The 17,229-nt window shown below is 68.7% G+C and carries 10 protein-coding genes; 6 read left to right on the top strand and 4 right to left on the bottom strand.

Annotated elements, in window-relative coordinates; translation table 11 throughout:
- Positions 1-292 precede the first annotated feature (292 nt).
- The 5 genes from FHT36_RS20445 to FHT36_RS20465 all read left to right on the top strand — a co-directional run bounded on the left by FHT36_RS20445 (position 293) and on the right by FHT36_RS20465 (position 10,256).
- Positions 293-2,608, top strand: a complete 2,316-nt coding sequence (locus tag FHT36_RS20445) for a DUF3141 domain-containing protein (RefSeq protein ID WP_210257884.1) — start codon at positions 293-295, stop codon at positions 2,606-2,608.
- Positions 2,609-2,703: 95 nt separating this feature from the next.
- On the top strand, positions 2,704-4,065 hold the full coding sequence (locus FHT36_RS20450; protein ID WP_169124308.1) for a bifunctional enoyl-CoA hydratase/phosphate acetyltransferase: 1,362 nt from the start codon (positions 2,704-2,706) through the stop codon (positions 4,063-4,065).
- Between the two features lie 11 nt (positions 4,066-4,076).
- The gene (locus FHT36_RS20455; RefSeq protein WP_169124309.1) at positions 4,077-5,258 is read left to right on the top strand and encodes an acetate/propionate family kinase; all 1,182 of its coding nucleotides are present in this window, start codon (positions 4,077-4,079) and stop codon (positions 5,256-5,258) included.
- Between the two features lie 14 nt (positions 5,259-5,272).
- Positions 5,273-7,876, top strand: a complete 2,604-nt coding sequence (locus tag FHT36_RS20460) for a plasma-membrane proton-efflux P-type ATPase (RefSeq protein ID WP_169124310.1) — start codon at positions 5,273-5,275, stop codon at positions 7,874-7,876.
- Positions 7,877-8,453: 577 nt separating this feature from the next.
- Entirely contained in the window at positions 8,454-10,256 is a 1,803-nt protein-coding gene (locus tag FHT36_RS20465) for a methanol/ethanol family PQQ-dependent dehydrogenase (protein ID WP_169124311.1), read from the top strand.
- A 446-nt stretch (positions 10,257-10,702) separates the two neighbouring features.
- On the opposite strand, the gene FHT36_RS20470 is transcribed toward FHT36_RS20465, so the two are convergent.
- The 4 genes from FHT36_RS20470 to phaC all read right to left on the bottom strand — a co-directional run bounded on the left by FHT36_RS20470 (position 10,703) and on the right by phaC (position 16,663).
- Positions 10,703-11,356, bottom strand: coding sequence for a GNAT family N-acetyltransferase (locus FHT36_RS20470; protein WP_169124312.1), 654 nt, complete (start codon positions 11,354-11,356; stop codon positions 10,703-10,705).
- Between the two features lie 40 nt (positions 11,357-11,396).
- Positions 11,397-12,662, bottom strand: coding sequence for a pitrilysin family protein (locus FHT36_RS20475; RefSeq protein ID WP_169124313.1), 1,266 nt, complete (start codon positions 12,660-12,662; stop codon positions 11,397-11,399).
- A complete protein-coding gene (gene thrC / locus FHT36_RS20480) occupies positions 12,659-14,071 on the bottom strand; it encodes a threonine synthase (RefSeq protein WP_169124314.1) in 1,413 nt (470 codons plus the stop codon). The genes FHT36_RS20475 and thrC overlap by 4 nt, the downstream gene beginning before the upstream one ends.
- A 588-nt stretch (positions 14,072-14,659) precedes the next feature.
- Positions 14,660-16,663 (bottom strand): class I poly(R)-hydroxyalkanoic acid synthase, encoded by a 2,004-nt coding sequence (gene phaC, locus FHT36_RS20485; RefSeq protein ID WP_246702341.1) that lies wholly within the window; start codon positions 16,661-16,663, stop codon positions 14,660-14,662.
- Positions 16,664-16,913: 250 nt separating this feature from the next.
- Here phaC and FHT36_RS20490 point away from each other — a divergent pair, with 250 nt between their 5' ends.
- Positions 16,914-17,204: a hypothetical protein gene (locus FHT36_RS20490; RefSeq protein WP_169124315.1), complete on the top strand. Its 291-nt coding sequence runs from the start codon at positions 16,914-16,916 to the stop codon at positions 17,202-17,204.
- Positions 17,205-17,229 lie beyond the last annotated feature (25 nt).

The following is a 17,229-nucleotide window of genomic DNA, read 5'->3' on the forward strand; positions in this document are numbered from 1 at the left end:
GGGGCAGACTTTGCCCTGCGCGCCACGGCGACAATCCTGCCATATCAAGGAGTTGCCCTAGGTTCCGGTAGCGGAGAACCGCACCTCAGGGTGCAGCGCGGCAGAATGCGCGCCATTCTTGCGCCAGATCAAATTTCGTTGGCTTTTCGGATAGATACGGATGCTTCCGCACCCGTAGAGACCCGGAATTGACCCCCTCGGAGCGCGGACCTTAGCTGCGGCCATTCGCACCTGCGAAGTGCAGCGTCCGGCCTGCCGAAACCGTTGGGCCGGCTAAAGACGGGAGCCCGTCATGGCCGCCGACACGCCCGCCCCCTCCCCCTTCCAGAACCTGCTGCCGTTCGACCCGAATGCCGCGATGTCGGCGTTCCAGAAGGGACTTTCACCGGCCTTCAACCCACCGTTTGGTGCCGGTTCGGCGACGATTCAGTCCGGACCGCTCGGCGCCTATCTCATCGACGCCGCCCAGCGCCATGTTCTCTTCCTCGATCTCCTCCGCCGGAGGGGGAACGAGCAGCACGACATGACCTCCCACCCCATGGCGACGGTGCTCACCTTCGACCATGAGGTGCTGGTGAGCGGGCGGGCCCTGGCGCGGCCGATCAACTACTCCCTCTCCCGCATCGTCCCCCCGCCGGGTGTCGCGGTGGACCCGCGGAAGCGGCCGGTGGTGGTGGTGGACCCGCGCGCGGGACAGGGGCCGGGCATCGGCGGGTTCAAGACCGAGAGCGAGATCGGCGAGGCGCTGGGCACCGGGCATCCGGTCTATTTCATCGGCTTCGCCTCTGAGCCGGAGCCGGGGCAGACCTTCCTCGACGTGGTGGAAGGTCAGGTCACCTTCTTCGAGCGCATCCGGCAGATGCATCCGGAAGCGCCGCCCGCCTTCGCCATCGGCAATTGCCAGGCCGGCTACCAGACCTTGATGGTGGCGATGCTGCGGCCGGAGCTGTTCGGCCCCTGCATGGTGGCGGGCTCGCCCATGTCCTACTGGCAGGGCGTGCACGGCAAGAACCCCATGCGCTATTCCGGCGGCCTGCTCGGCGGCTCGTGGCTGACCAACCTCGTCAGCGACCTCGGCGGCGGCAAGTTCGACGGCACCTGGCTGATCCTGAACTTCGACAATCTGAACCCGGCCAACTGGCTGTGGGGCAAGCAGTATGACGTCTGGTCCAAGGTGGATACGGAAGGCCCGCGCTATCTCGAGTTCGAGAAGTGGTGGGGCGACTTCATCAAGCTGAACGGCGACGAGATCCAGTTCCTGGTGGACGAGTTCTTCATCGGCGACAAGCTCACCCGCAACGAGGTGCGCTCCACCGACGGCAAGGTGTTCGACCTGCGCAACATTTCCTCGCCGGTCATCGTCTTCACCTCGCAGGGCGACAACATCTCCCCGCCGCCCCAGACGCTGGGCTGGATCCTCGACCTCTACAAGGACGTGGACGACATCCGCGCCGAGGGCCGCACCATCGTCTATTGCATGAACCAGAAGGTGGGCCACCTCGCCATCTTCGTCTCGGCCAAGGTCGGGGCGAAGGAGGACGAGGAGCTGGTGCGCCTCATGGACCTCATCGACTGCCTGCCGCCCGGCCTCTACGAGCTGGTCATCGAGCCCGCCTCCGAAGAGCAGGTGAAGGCCGGCGGCCCGGCCTGGCATTCGCGCTTCGAGCTGCGCTCGCTGGACGACATCCGCGCCTATGGCCGCAACAGCGTGGAGGACGACCGCGCCTTCGCCGCCGCCCGGCGGGTGTCGGAGATCAACCACTCGCTCTACCGCACCTTCCTCCAGCCGGCGGTGAAGGCGATGGCGACGCCGCAGCTTGCGGATGCGCTGTTCCGGTTCAATCCGCTGCGGCTCTCCTACTCCCTGTTCGCCGACGCCAACCCGCTCATGAAGGGGGTGGAGAAGCTCGCCGCCGAGGTCACCACGGCCCGCAAGCCGGTGGACGCCAGCAACCCCTTCGTCACGGCGCAGAACTTCTGGTCCGACCAGATCAACGCCGCCCTGGATGGCTGGCGCGATGTGCGCGACCGGGCGGTGGAGCAGACCTTCTTCGCGGTCTACGGCTCGCCGGTCCTGCAGGGGATGCTGGGCCTGAACATCCAGGAAAAGGTGCGCGAGCTGCCGGCCAACAGCCCGCAAAAGGAAGCCTTCCGCGATCGCAAGATCGCCGAGTTCCGCGCCCGCGTGGCCGAAGGTGGCTTCAACGAGGCGCTGGTGCGCGCCTCGCTCTACGTGCTCTCGGTGACGCGCGCCATGGACGAATCCGCCGCGCGCTCGCTCAACGAGGCGCGCCAGAAGCTCACGCAGCTCTCCCTGCCCGAGTTCAAGACGCTGGTGCGCGACCAGTTCTACATCCTGCTCCTGGAACGGGAGACGGCGGTGGAAGCCATCGCTCATCTGGTCACGGACCCAGGCCAGCGGCAGGAGTTGGTGAACACGGTGGCGGGCGTCGCTACTGCGGATGGCGCCTATACGCCCGGCGAGCGGGTGCTGGTGGAGCGCCTTGCCGACCTTCTCGGCGTCTCGGCGCCAAAGAACGTGGCGCTGGCGGCGGTGAACACCGCGCCGGTCCCCGTTTCCGGCCAGAGCCTCCCCGCAGCCGTCTGAGCCGGGAAGACGGGCGCGGCGCATCCCCCGCGCCGCGCCCGCCACGTCCTCTGCCTCGCCATCCCTGCCTGCGACGCGCCCGAGGAGGCCTGTCCGTGCCCATCATCGCCAATCGTCTGTTCGCGGACATCAAGGCGGGCGACCGCGTGTCCACCGTCCGCACCATCCGTACGCCGGACCTACGGGCCTGGGGCGCGGCCTTCGGCGATGCCGGCATCATCGCCGGCGTCGGGGCGGGTCAGGCGGATGCCGGCCTTGCCGCCTCCCTGTTCGCCGCTCTGGTGGGCACCGCCCTGCCCGGCCCCGGCGCGGCCATCCGCGCCTCCAGCGTGAGCATCGCCGCGCCGCTGCCGGCCGACGTGCCGCTCACCGTCTCCCTTGCCGTCCGCGAGACGAACGCGGCGGACCGAACCATCGGCCTCGACGGCGAGATCGCCGCGCCCTCCGGCGCCATCGTCGCCACCGCCGCCATCACCGTGACAGCGCCCGACAAGGCCATCAGCGTCAGCGTGCCCGAGCACCGGCTGGAGGCGCTGCTGGAGCGCTGCAAGGGGCTCGATCCCCTGCCCACCGGCGTGGTCCATCCCTTGAGCCTCGATGCCCTCTCCGGCGCCCTCGATGCGGCGGCGGCGGGGCTCATCAAGCCGGTGCTGTTCGGGCCCGAGGCGGACATCCGCCGCATCGCCGCGTCCGGCGGGCTCGATCTTTCCGGCGCGCGCATCGTCTCCACCACGAGCGAGGAGGAGTCCGCCGCCAAGGCCGCCGCCGCGGCCGGCGCGGGCGAGGTGGGGGCGCTCATGAAGGGCAGCCTTCACACCGACGTACTGCTCCATGCGGTGATGGCGAAGGAGGCGGGGCTGCGCACCGGCCGACTGCTGAGCCATTGCGCCATCATGTCCGTGCCCACCTATGCCCGGCGCGTGCTGGTGACGGATGTGGCGCTCAACATCGCGCCCGACACCGACCAGAAGCGCGACATCTGCCAGAACGCCATCGGCCTCGCGAAGGCGCTGGGCATCGAGACGCCGAAGGTCGCGGTGCTGGCGGCGGTGGAGATGGTGCACATCAAGATGCCCGCCACCCTCGACGGCGCCATCCTCTCCAAGATGGCCGACCGGGGCCAGATTGTCGGCGGCATCGTGGACGGGCCGCTCGACCTCGACGCGGCGGTGGATGCCGCGGCGGCGAAGGTGAAGCACATCGTCTCGCCCGTCGCCGGCGCGGCGGATGTGCTGCTGGTGCCCAACATCGAGGCCGGCAACATGGTCTACAAGAATCTCGGCTTCATGGCCGATGCCCAGTCCGCCGGCCTCGTGGTCGGCGCCCGCGTGCCGGTGATGCTGACGAGCCGCGCCGACAGCGCGGAGGCCCGGCGCTTCTCCGCCGCCGCGGCGGTGATCTACGCCGACGCGCTCAAGCGCACGCCCGACGCCATCCTTCCCCACGCCGCCGACTGAGCGAGGCTGCCATGACCGACGCCGTTCTGGTCGTCAATTCCGGCTCCACCAGCCTCAAGTTCGGCGCCTATGGGACGTCGAACGTTAAGGACCCGCCGCTGCTCTGCCGGGGCGGCGTCGACAGCATGGCGGGAGACCCGCACTTCATCGCCAAGGAGCCGGACGGAAAGCCCATCGACGCCCACGAATGGGGCTCCGGCCACGCCCTGAGCCACAAGGAGGCGCTGGGCTACATCGTCCAGTGGCTGGAGCAGCACGAGGCCAACATCAAGGTGGTGGCGGCCGGCCACCGCGTGGTGCTCGGCGGCACGCGCTTTGAGGGGCCGGCGAAGATCACGCCCGAGGTGCTGGACTATCTCGACGACCTGTCCGCCATGGAGCCCTCCCACCAGCCGTTCAACGTGCGCGGCGCGCGGGCCATCGCCGAGGCCTTCCCCGGCTTGCCGCAGGTGGCGGTGTTCGACACCTCCTTCCACCGCACCATGCCGGAGGTGGCGCAGATCTACGCCTTGCCCAAGGCCGTGCGCGACACCGGCGTGCGGCACTGGGGCTATCACGGCATCTCCTACGACTATATCAGCCGGCAGGTGCCCAAGGTCGCGCCCGGCGCGCGGCGGGTCATCGTCGCCCATCTCGGCGGCGGCGCCTCGGTCTGCGCCATGCTGGACGGCAGGAGCGTCGAGACCTCCATGGCGTTCGCCGGCCTCACCGGCCTGCCCATGGCGACCCGCTCCGGCGACGTGCCGGCCGACGTGATCTTCTATCTGCTGCGCTCCGACGGCTACACGGCCGAGGCGCTGGAAAAGCTGCTCTACGGCCAGTCCGGCCTGCTCGGCCTTTCCGGCGACAGCGCCGACATGCGGGTGCTGCAGGACAGCGCGGCGGCCGACGACAGGCTGGCCGTGGACTATTTCGTCACCAGCCTCGTGAAGTTCATCGGCGCCTTTGCGGCGGTGCTGGGCGGGCTCGATGCGCTCGTCTTCACCGCCGGCATCGGCGAGAACTCGGCCCAGGTGCGCGCCGCCGTGCTGAAGCGCCTTGCCACCTTCGGCCTCACCCTCGATCCGGCGGCCAATGCCGCCAACGGGCCGCGCATCACCACGGCGGACAGCGCCGTCGCGGCCTTCGTGATCCCCACCAATGAAGAACTGATGATCGCCCAGCACACGCTGGCGCTCACCCGTTCCGCCTGACCGGGAGAAGTCCAATGGCACAGAGCGCAGCCCGCATTGCCGCCCCCGCGCCGGCCGAGGCCCCGTCCGCGAAGCCGGCGGCGTCCTCCGGCGGGCCCGTCCGGCTCGATGCGGCGGCCATCTCCGCCAAGTTCACCGAGCTCGGCTCCTCGCCCAAGGGCCTCTCCGCCACCGAGGCGGCCGAACGGCAGGCGAAATACGGCCCCAATGCCATCGTCGCCCATGAGGACAGCCGCTGGGAGAAGCTGGTCGGCTATTTCTGGGGGCCGATCCCCTGGATGATCGAGGCGGCGGCGCTGCTCTCCCTCATCCGCCAGGACTGGCCCGATTTCATCGTGGTCATGGGCCTCCTCATCTACAACGCCATCGTCGGCTTCTGGCAGGACAGCAAGGCCGCGAGCGCGCTGGCCGCGCTGAAGAAGGGCCTCGCGCTGAAGGCCCGCGTGCTGCGCGACAACAAGTGGATGACGGTGGACACCGCCGCCCTCGTGCCCGGCGATGTGGTGAGCGTCGCCGGCGGCGAGACCCTGCCCGCCGACATCCTGCTCATCGAGGGCAAGTATCTCTCCGTCGACCAGGCGGCGCTAACCGGTGAATCGCTCCCCGTCTCCAAGGGCGTGGGCGACAGCGGCTATTCCGGCTCCATCGTGCGTCAGGGCACCATGACGGGCCTCGTGACCGCCACCGGCAACGCCACTTTCTTCGGCCGCACGGCGAAGCTCGTCGCCTCGGCCGGCGCCAAGTCGCACGCGGAGAAGGCGGTCATCCAGATGGGTGACTTCCTCATCATCCTTTCCGCCGCGCTGGCGCTGGTGCTGGTGGTGGCGCAGGTCCACCGCGACATCATCACCGACGGGCACTGGGAATGGCAGCACGCCGGCGCCATCGTGCAAATCGTGCTGGTGCTGCTGGTGGCCTCCGTGCCGGTGGCGACGCCGGCGGTCATGTCCGTGACCATGGCGCTGGGGGCGCTGGCGCTTTCCAAGCAGCAGGCCATCGTCTCCCGCCTCTCGGCCATCGAGGAACTGGCGGGCGTGGACGTGCTGTGCTCCGACAAGACCGGCACGCTGACGCTGAACCAGCTCACCCTCCAGACGCCCATCCCGTGGGGCAAGGCGGCGCCTGACGATCTCATCCTCGGCGCCGCGCTCGCCTCCCAGCGCCAGAGCGACGACGCCATCGACAAGGCGGTGATCGCCGCGGTGAAGGACCCGAAGCTGCTCGACGGCTACAAGAGCGTGGACTTCACGCCCTTCGATCCCGTCAGCAAGAAGACGGTGGCGAGCGTCGCCGGCCCGGACGGCAAGACCGTGCATTTCGCCAAGGGCGCGCCGCAGGCCATCGCCGCCCAGTGCGGCCTCTCGGAGGCCGATGCGAAGGGCTATTTCGACGCGGTGGAAAAGCTCGCCCGCAGCGGCACCCGCGCGCTCGGCGTCGCCCGCTCGGACGACGGCAAGACGTGGACGCTGCTCGGCCTCCTGCCCATGCTCGACCCGCCCCGGCCCGACGCGGCGGAGACCATCGCCAAGGCCAAGGCGCTCGGCGTCTCCGTGAAGATGGTGACGGGCGACGATGTGGCCATTGGCGGCGAGATTTCCCGCCAGCTCGGCCTCGGCGATCATCTGCTGGTCGCGAGCGACGTGTTCGGCCAGAATTCCGGCCCCGAGCACATCGCCATCGACTCCGCCCGCGCGGTGGAAGTGGCGGATGGCTTCGGCCGGGTCTTCCCCGAGCACAAGTTCCAGATCGTGAAGGCCTTGCAGGAGCGCGGCCACATCGTCGCCATGACCGGCGACGGCGTGAACGACGCCCCCGCCCTGAAGCAGGCCGATTGCGGCGTCGCCGTCTCCGGCGCCACGGACGCGGCCCGCAGCGCCGCGGCGCTCATCCTCACCGCGCCGGGGCTCTCCACCATCATCAACGCCATCATGGAGGCGCGGGCGATCTTCGAGCGGATCACCAGCTACATCTACTACCGCATCGCCATGACACTGAACATCATGCTGGTGGTGGTGCTGGTTTATCTGGTTTACGACTTCATGCCGCTCACCGCGATCATGATCGTCGTCATGGCGTTGCTTGACGACATCCCCATCATGACCATCGCCTATGACAATGTGAAGGTTCAGGACAGCCCGGTGCGCTGGAACATGCAGCGCATCCTCTCCTTCTCCACCATCATGGGCATCATGGCCCTGGTGCAGAGCTTCGGCATCGTCATGCTCGGCATGTTCTGGATGAAGAGCCCGGAACTCATGGCGCGCCTGCCCATGGACCTGTCGCACATCCAGACCATGCTGTTCCTGCAATTGTGCGCCGGCGGGCACCTGCTGTTCTTCGTCTCGCGGGTGCAGGGCACGCTGTTCCGCCCGCCCTATCCCAGCCTGCCGGTGCTGGCGGCGGTGATGGGCACGCAGGTGTTCGCGATCTTCATGTGCGCCTTCGGCTGGTTCATGCCGGCTCTGCCGTGGCTGCTCATCGGCGTGGTCTGGGCCTACTGCCTCGTGTGGACGCTGGTGATGGACCTGGTGAAGGTCATCTACTTCCGCTTCGTGAATGCGCGGGAGCGGCGCCAGAGCATGATCGACGCCTCCATCGGCCCGGTCGTTCCGGGTTGAGGGAGGGCTCCCCGGTAGCGGCGGTGCCCCCTCTCCCCTTGCGGGAGAGGGCTGGGGTGAGGGGTGTGCCTCCGGCAGAACCAGCATCTGAGACAAACGGACAGGCTTGCCCCCTCACCCCCGGCCCCTCTCCCGCAAGGGGAGAGGGGAGGCATGTGCAAGCGGCTAGCCCCCTTCACCGTCATCGCCCGGCTTGTCCGGGCGATCCACGGTCAGGCCGGGGCAAGTCTTCCGGCATCGTGCGAGCGGATGGGTGGATCGCCCGGACAAGCCGGGCGATGACACACAAAGGGGCGGATGCGCGGTTGTTTCGGAATGCGCCGGCACGCCCCCCTCTCCCCTTGCGGGAGAAGGTTGGGGTGAGGGGTGTGCCTCCGGCGGAACCGGAGCCTGGACCATTGGACAGGCCCACCCCCTCACCCCCGGCCCCTCTCCCGCGAGGGGAGAGGGGAGGAAGAGCCGCATCACACCTGCCCCTGCGGCGCGGTTGCGTCGCCGGCGTGTGGCGAGGATGCTGCGGGCGCGGGGGAGACCTTCGCGCCCGTTCTGCGTCACGACACCCGGACCGCTTTCGCCGATGACACGCCTTCTGCCCGCTCTCCTCCTCGCTGTCCTCCCGGTCGCGGCCCACGCCAATGACGACGTATTGGCGCGCACCGCCACCGGCGCGGAGCAGGTGCTGCAGACGGTGGACTACGCCAACACGCGCTTCTCCCCGCTCAGGCAGATCGACGCCGGCAATGTCGGCCGCCTCCAGGTGGCGTGGACCTTCTCCACCGGCGTGCTGCGCGGGCATGAGGGCGCGCCGCTGGTGGTGGGGGACGTGATGTATGTCCACACCCCCTTCCCCAATGTGGTCTATGCCCTCGACCTGAAGAACGAGGGCCGCATCCTCTGGAAATACGAGCCCAAGCAGAAGAAGGACGTGGCCGCGGTGATGTGCTGCGATCTCGTCAATCGCGGCCTCGCTTATGCTGATGGCCTCGTCTTCCTGCATCAGGCCGACACCACCATCGTCGCGCTCGATGCGAAGACCGGGGCGAAGCGCTGGGCGGTGGCGAACGGCGATCCCGCGCTCGGCGCTTCCAACACCGCCACCGCAATGCCGGTGAAGGACAAGCTCATCGTCGGCATTTCCGGCGCCGAGGCCGGCGTGCGCGGGCACCTCTCCGCCTATGACCTCAAGGACGGCCACCTCGTCTGGCGCGCCTACAGCGCCGGTCCGGACGCGGAGATGCTGTTCGACCCGGAAAAGACCACCGAGCTGGGCAAGCCGGTGGGCCGCGACTCGTCGCTGAAGAGCTGGTCCGGCGACCAGTGGAAGATCGGCGGCGGCGCCACCTGGGGCTGGTTCGCCTACGACCCGAAGCTGAACCTCGTCTATTACGGCACCGCCAACCCGGCCACCTGGAACCCCACCCAGCGGCCGGGCGACAATCGCTGGTCCGACACCATCATCGCCCGTGACGCGGACACCGGCGTCGCCCGCTGGGTCTACCAGATGACCCCCCACGACGAGTGGGACTATGACGGCGTCAACGAGATGATCCTGACCGAGCAGGAAGTGGACGGGAAATCCACGCCGCTCCTCACCCATTTCGACCGCAACGGTTTCGCCTACACGCTCAACCGCGAGACCGGCGCCCTGCTGCGGGCGGGGAAATACGAGACCACCGCCAACTGGGCGAGCGGCATCGATCTTGACCCCAAAAGCCCCACCTATGGCCGCCCGAAGCGCGACCCGGCCTTCTCCACCGAGCGGGAGGGCGAGGATGTCACCTATACCGGCATCTGCCCCTCATCGCTCGGCGCCAAGAACCAGCAGCCGGCGGCCTTCTCGCCGCAGACGCGGCTGTTCTACGTGCCCGTGACCCGCATGTGCATGGATTACGAGCCGTTCCACGTGGATTACGTGCCCGGCCAGCCCTATGTGGGCGCGACCCTCTCCATGCATCCCGCCCCGGGCAACGAGGGCAGCACCGGCGGCTTCCTTGCCTGGGACGCGCTGAAGGGCGAGGTGGTCTGGTCGAAGCCGGAGCTGTTCTCCGTCTGGTCGGGGGCGCTGGCGACGGCGGGCGGCATCGTCTTCTACGGCACGCTGGAAGGCTGGCTGAAGGCGGTGGACGCGAGGACCGGCCAGGAGCTGTACCGCTTCAAGACGCCCTCCGGCATCGTCGGCAACGTCACGACCTTCATGCAGGGCGGGCGGCAATATGTGGCCGTGCTCTCCGGCGTCGGCGGCTGGGCCGGCATCGGCCTCGCCGCCGGCCTCAGCGACCCCGGCGACGGCTCCGGCGCCAACGAAGCCTATGCGGCGCTGAACCAGTATACGGCGCTGGGCGGGCAGCTGACCGTGTTCGCGCTGCCGAAGGGGGAGTGAGGGGCGCCACGCTTCTCCCCTCTCCCCTTGCGGGAGAGGGGCCGGGGGTGAGGGGTGGGGTGTATCCGGAAGCGCAGGCGCGGGAACTGACGTTGCGATACCCCTCACCCCAGCCCTCTCCCGCAAGGGGAGAGGGAGCTCGGCCGGCACGCAGCTCAGGGGCAGCGCTCAACAGCGGCGTCAGGGTGGCGCCGGAATGCGAAAGCAGTCGCTCCCCCCGAACCGCCGTCATGCCCGGCCTTGTGCCGGGCATTCACGTCGAGCCGAGGGGACGATGCCGCGAGAGGTGCTCCCGGCCGATCCACGTGGATGGCCGGAACCCGCACGTTTGCGGGTTCCGTTCCCAAGGGCGGAAGTCGGCAACAGCCGACTTCCGGGACAAGCCCGGCCATGACGGAGAGGATGGGAATGACGATGAGCGGGGAACGACGGCCCGCGCGTTCCCCCTACTGCGCGGCCGGCGGCACGCGGCTGAGGCGGGTGGCGAGGGTTTCCTCGCGGGACATGAGGCGGGCGATGGGATCGCTCTTCAGGCGGGCGAACAGGATGTGGTCCTCCCACGTCCCGTTGATGCACAGATATTCCCGCGAATACCCCTCGCGGGTGAAGCCGCAGCTTTCCAGCAGGCGGATGGAGGCCTGGTTGTTGGGCATGCAGGCGGCCTCCACCCGGCGCAGATGGAGCACGTCGTGGGCCACCGGCAGGAGCGCCGTCACCGCCGCGCGCATGTAACCCTGCCCGGCATAGGGCGCGCCCATCCAGTAGCCGAGGCTCGCCGCCTGGCACACGCCGCGCCGCACGTTGGAGAGGGTAAGGCCGCCGACCAGTTCGTCGTCCACCCGGCGGAAGATGAAGAGCGGATAGGCCTCGTCCGTCACCATGTCGCGGGCGTAGCGCCGCAGCCGGCGGCGGAAGGCGCCGCGGGTGAGGTCATCGGCGGGCCACAGGGGCTCCCAGGGGGTGAGGAAGCCGCGGCTGATGTCGCGCAGGGTCCGCCACGCCACGAAGTCCTTCATCTGCGGCACGCGCAGATAGACGCCCTTCCCCTCGATCGCAGGGAGGGGCTCGGCCGGGAAGGGAAAGAGTGCGGACAGCCACATCGGTTGCGCCCGAGCCAGTCTCCGTTGCCGGCGCAGCCGGCTAATGCCCTGAGAGACGCTGCACCACCCGCGCAGCCGGTTCAAGCCCGCCCTTCGGCCCGATGACGCTCAGCGTCGGTCGGCCGCGGCCGATGAGACGCGACGCCGCGGCACGCACCGCCGCCACATCCACCGCCTCCACCTTGGCGACGATCTCCTCCACCGGAATCACCCGGCCGAAGCCGAGGATCTGCCGGGCGAGCTGGTCGGCGCGGGCACCGGAGCTTTCCAGCGCGGCGAGCAGCCCCACCTTCATCTGCGCCTTGGCGCGGGCCACCTCCAGCTCGGTCACGGTCTCGGCCGTGTCGAAGATCTGGTCCACCACCGCGTGGGAGAGTTCCTCTACGTCGCCGGTGTCGGTGCCGGCATAGATGCCGAACAGCCCGGTGTCCTGATAGCTCCAGTGAAAGGCATAGATGGAGTAGCAGAGCCCCCGCTCCTCCCGTACATCCTGGAACAGGCGGGAGGACATGCCCCCGCCCAGCACGTTCGAGAGCACCTGAAGGGCGTGGTAGTCCGCATCCTTGTAGGAGCAACCCTCCAGCCCCATCAGGATGTGCACCTGCTCGAGGTCGCGCGCCGTCAATCGCGTGCCGCCGGCATAGGTGGCGGCCGACAGCTCCGGCGCGACGCCGTTGCCGACCCCGGAGAGCCGCGCGGCGGCCTCGTCCACGAGCCGGTCATGCTCCACCGCGCCGGCGGCGGAGACCACCATGCGCGGGCCGCGATAGGTGCGCCCGAGATAGGCGCCGAGCTGGTCGCGGCTGAAGCCGCGCACCGTCTCCGGCGTACCGAGGATGGAGCGGCCGACGCTCTGGCCGGGGAAGGCCTGCTCCTGGAACAGGTCGAACACCAGGTCGTCGGGCGTGTCCATGACCGCGCCGATCTCCTGCACGATCACGTTCTTCTCCCGCTCCAGCTCGTCGGGGGCGAAGGCCGGCTCGGTGAGGATGTCGGCGAGGATGTCGATGCCGAGGCCCACGTCCTCGCCGAGCACGCGGACATTGTAGGTGGTCTGCTCCACCGAGGTCGCGGCATTGATGTCGCCGCCCACCTGCTCGATCTCCTCGGCGATGCGCCGGGCGGAGCGGCGGCGGGTGCCCTTGAAGGCCATGTGCTCCAGAAGGTGCGAGATGCCGTGCTCGTCGCCCTTCTCGTCCCGCGCGCCGGCGCCCACCCAGATGCCGAGCGAGGCGGTGCCGAGATGGCTCATCTCGTCGGTGATGACGGTGATGCCGTTGTCGAGGGTGGAGATCTTCACACTCATGCCGCGGCGCCCGCGCCGACCCGCGCCTTGGCGCGGATGAAGGCCTCGATGGCGACGAGGTCGTTGGGCAGCACGCTCACGGTTTCCTTGCGGGTCAGCAGGTCCGCCATGTGCGGCGGCAGGCCGGGCCGGTGGCCGGTGGCGGCTTCCACCGCGTCGGGGAACTTGGCGGGATGGGCGGTGGAGAGGATCACCTGCGGCACCTTGGCGGCATGTTCCACCTTGTCCGCCACCGCCAGCGCGACGGCGGTGTGCGGGTCGGCCAGATAACCGGCGGACTGGTAGAGCTTGGCGATGGTGTTCGCCGTCTCCGGCTCGTCGGCGCGGCCGGCGGAGAAATCGCCGCAAATGGTGGCGAGCGCGTCGTGCGGCACGGTGAAGGCGCCGGACTGGCCCAGCGAGGCCATGAGCTGGCGCACCTGCGCGCTGTCGCGGTCCAGCGCCTCGAACAGCAGGCGCTCGAAGTTCGACGACACCTGGATGTCCATGGACGGCGAGGAGGAGGGATGCACCCCCTTCACCTCATAGCGGCCGGTCTCCAGCGTGCGCACCAGGATGTCATTGACGTTGGTGGCGATGGAGAGGTCGCGGATGGGCAGGCCCATGCGCTTGGCCACGTAGCCGGCGAAGATGTCGCCGAAATTGCCGGTGGGCACCACGAACGACACCTCGCGGTGCGGCGCGCCCAGCGCGGTGGCAGCATAGAAATAATAGACCACCTGGGCGACGATGCGCGCCCAGTTGATGGAGTTCACGCCCGCCAGCGCGAGGGAATCGCGGAAGGCGTGGTGATTGAACATGGCCTTCACATGGGCCTGGCAATCGTCGAACGTGCCTTCCACGGCGATGGCGTGGACGTTGTGCGCGTTCACCGTGGTCATCTGCCGGCGCTGCACCTCGGACACCCGCTTGTGCGGATAGAGGATGAACACGTCCACCGCGTCCGAATGGCGGAACGCCTCGATGGCCGCGCTGCCGGTGTCGCCGGAGGTGGCGCCGACGATGGTGGCGCGGCTGCCGCGGGCGGCGAGCACATGGTCCATCAGGCGGGCGAGCAACTGCATCGCCACGTCCTTGAAGGCCAGCGTCGGGCCGTGGAACAGCTCCAGCAGGAAGCGGTTGGGGCCGATCTGCGTCAGCGGCGTCACCGCCGGATGGCGGAAGGAGGCGTAGGCGTCGGCGATCATCAGATCGAGCACGCGCTCGGGCAGCGCATCGCCGACGAAGGGGGAAATCACCGCCTTGGCCACCGCCGGATAGGGTTTTCCCGCCAGCGCGGCGATCTGCTCCGCGCTCAGGGTGGGGAACGCCTCCGGCACATAGAGGCCGCCGTCGCGCGCCAGACCGGCCAGCAGCGCATCGGAAAACGACAGGACAGGAGCTTCGCCCCGGGTGGAAACGTAACGCACGGGCCCTCGACAGGTGTTGAGAGGCCCAAAGCGGGCCTGCCGCCAAACTACCCGCAAGCGGCCTCGCGGGAAAGGCGGCGTGACGCGGGGTGTGCGGAGGTGGGGTGATGGGGGGCGGGAGGCCGCTGATTTGGGGCTGCGCGGCTCTCGGGCTGGAACTCTCGGGCGGTCTCTCAGTCATGGCCGGGCTTGTCCCGGCCATCCACGTGGACCGGCCGGGAACACATCTACGGCCATCGGCCCGTCGGCCCGACGTGGATGCCCGGGACAAGCCCGGGCATGACGGTGGTGAGGGAGGCGGCGTCCGGGTCGAGCCGGGAAAGTGACGGCAGAGGAACGAGTGAGGCAGAGAAAGGAGCCACCGCACGGAGGCCACACAGTCCACGAGCCGCACTCACAGGACGTCATGGCCGGTCTTGTCCCGGCCATCCACGTGGATCGGCCGGGAACACATCTGCGGCCATCGTCCCGTCGGCACGACGTGGATGCCCGGGACAAGCCCGGGCATGACGGCGGTGAGGGATGGGTCGTCCGGGTCGGGCTGGAGGACGACAGCCGCGCGACCACAGGGCGCGCGCGTCCCTCCCCTCAGCTCTTTTCGCGCACGTAGCGGCCGGGGGCGTCTTCGATGGGGGTGAAGTGGCCGCCGCCGATGGGGCGGGCGGGCACGTCCTCGGGATAGTAGCTGGAGAACCAGTTCAGCCAGTCCGGCCACCAGGAGCCCTTGTGCTCCTGCGCGCCCTGGAGCCACAGATCGTAGCTCGGGCCGGTGGGGCCATCGGCCCAGTACTGGTACTTCATCTTGGCCGGCGGATTGACCACGCCAGCGATGTGGCCGGAGCCGGCGAGCACGTAGCGCACAGGGCCGGAGAGCATGTTGGCGCCGATGAACACCGAGTTCGGCGGGGCGATGTGGTCTTCCCGCGTCGCCAGCGAATAGACCGGCACGTTCACCTTGGTCATGTCGATGCGCACGCCGGAAAGCTCGGCGAGGCCGCGGGCGATGTTGTTGGTGAGGTAGCAGTTGCGCAGGTAATAGGAGTGGTTGGCCGCCGGCATCCGCGTGGAATCGGCGTTCCAGAACAGAAGGTCGAACGGGAACGGCGCCTTGCCCTTCATGTAGTTGTTCACCACATAAGGCCAGATCAGATCGTTCGAGCGCAGCATGTTGAAGGCCGAGGCCATCTTGCTGCCTTCGAGATATCCCGTCTGCTTCATCTTCCGCTCGATGGCGGCGAGCTGGTCCTCGTCCACGAACACCTTCAGATCGCCCGCATGGGTAAAGTCGATCTGGGTGGTTAGGAAGGTGGCGGAGGCGATGCGGTCGTCCCCCGTCGCGGCCATGTAGGCGAGCGTGGTGGCGAGCAGCGTGCCGCCGACGCAATAGCCCATGGCGTGGGCCTGCCGCTCGCCGGTGGCCACCGCCACCTTGTCGAGGGCGGCCATGATGCCCTCGCGCATGTAGTCGTCGAAGCCCTTCTCGGCGAGGCGGGCATCGGGATTGACCCAGGAGATGACGAAGACGCTGATGCCCTGGTCCACCAGCCAGCGGATGAAGGACTTCTCCGCCGTCAAATCGAGAATGTAGAACTTGTTGATCCACGGCGGCACGATGAGCAGCGGCATCTTCTTCACGCTGCCAGTCGTGGCCTCGTACTGGATGAGCTGCATCAGATCGTTTTCGTAGATCACCTTGCCCGGCGTGGTGGCGAGGTTCCGGCCCACCTCGAAGGCGCTCATGTCCGTCTGGCGGATCTTGAGCGAGCCGTTGCCGGCGACGAGGTCCCGCGTGAGGTTCTTCATGCCGTTGACGAGATTCTCGCCGGACGACGAGAAGGTCTCGCGGATCAGCTCCGGATTGGTCATCACGAAGTTGGAGGGCGAGATGGCGTTCGTCACCTGCTTCACCAGGAAGCCGGCCTTGTGCTTGGTGTGGGCGTCGAGGCCCTCGGCCTGCTCCACCATCTCCTCGGCCCAGCGGGTGGTGACGAGATAGGCCTGCTTGAGCGCGTCGAAGATCGGGCTTTCGCGCCAGCCCTCGTCCTTGAAGCGGGCGTCCTTGGCGTCCGGCGCGGTCACCGGCTCCACCTTCTCGCCGCCGAGGCGCTTTAAGGTGTTGGTCCACACCGAGAGATAGCCGGTCATCAGGCGCGTCTGCGCCTCCAGCGAGCGCTGGGGATCGGTCATCCAGTATTCGGCGACCTGGCCCACGGTCTTGAGGGCGTCGGCGATCTCGTCGGCGAGGTCGTCGGTCTTGGCCTGGGTGCGCGGGCCGAGATAGGCGGCGAGCGCCTTGCTGCCCTCGTCCACCATCTGCGCGAGATTCTGGGAGAAGGCCTCGATGTCGAGGCCGGAGCGGGCGCCTTCGCCCTTGCCGTCGCCGCCCTTGCCGTCAGCCTTGGACCCGGCACCGGCCTTCGGCGCGTCCGCCCTGGTCGCAGGGGGCGCCGATTCGGGCGCGGGATTCGGGGAGGTCTGGGCCGCGGGGGGGACGACGCTGAGATGCGCGGGGCCGCCCGCCGCAACCGGCGATTCCACCGACATCATGGGGGCGGCGGCGGATACGTTCGGCGTTTCCTCAACACGGGACATGCGCGTTTCCTTCTCGCGGGTCTTGCTCGCGGGCCGTTACGAAACGTAGCCCATCTTTATCGCTGCCTGCGCTTCCTTCATACTCTAGAGTGTGAAAGTGACAGGATCGAGCCTCACGGCCACGCCGGAGGCACCCTTTGACCCCCCTCCTTGGTCGAGCATGCGGTATGCCCGCACGGCACCGGCCCCTCAGGAGGTATCTCGCCCCGGTATCGTCACCGCCGGGTCCGGGAGCCATCCGGAACGGACAATGGACCTTTTCTCTCCGACGGCCCGCGGCCGTGCCGTCCCGACGCTGCGCGCCGCGCTTCTTCTCGCCTTGGCCGCGAGCCTGTCCGCCTGCGCCGGCTCGGGCATTCCGGGCCTTGCGCCGCCGCAGACCTCGGTGCCGGAGGTGGACGCCACCCATTTCCCCACCCTCGGCGGCCCCCAGCCCGATCGGCGCGAGCCCCTCACCGCCGACCAGCAGCAGAAGCTGCAGCGGGACCTGGAACGCCTCGCCCGCCAGCAACAGGCCAAGCAGGTGCCACAGGCGCAGTGAGCCGCCGGCCCGGCGCCTGGGCGAT

Source organism: Xanthobacter sp. SG618 (genome assembly GCF_012932745.1).
GTDB lineage: Bacteria > Pseudomonadota > Alphaproteobacteria > Rhizobiales > Xanthobacteraceae > Xanthobacter > Xanthobacter flavus.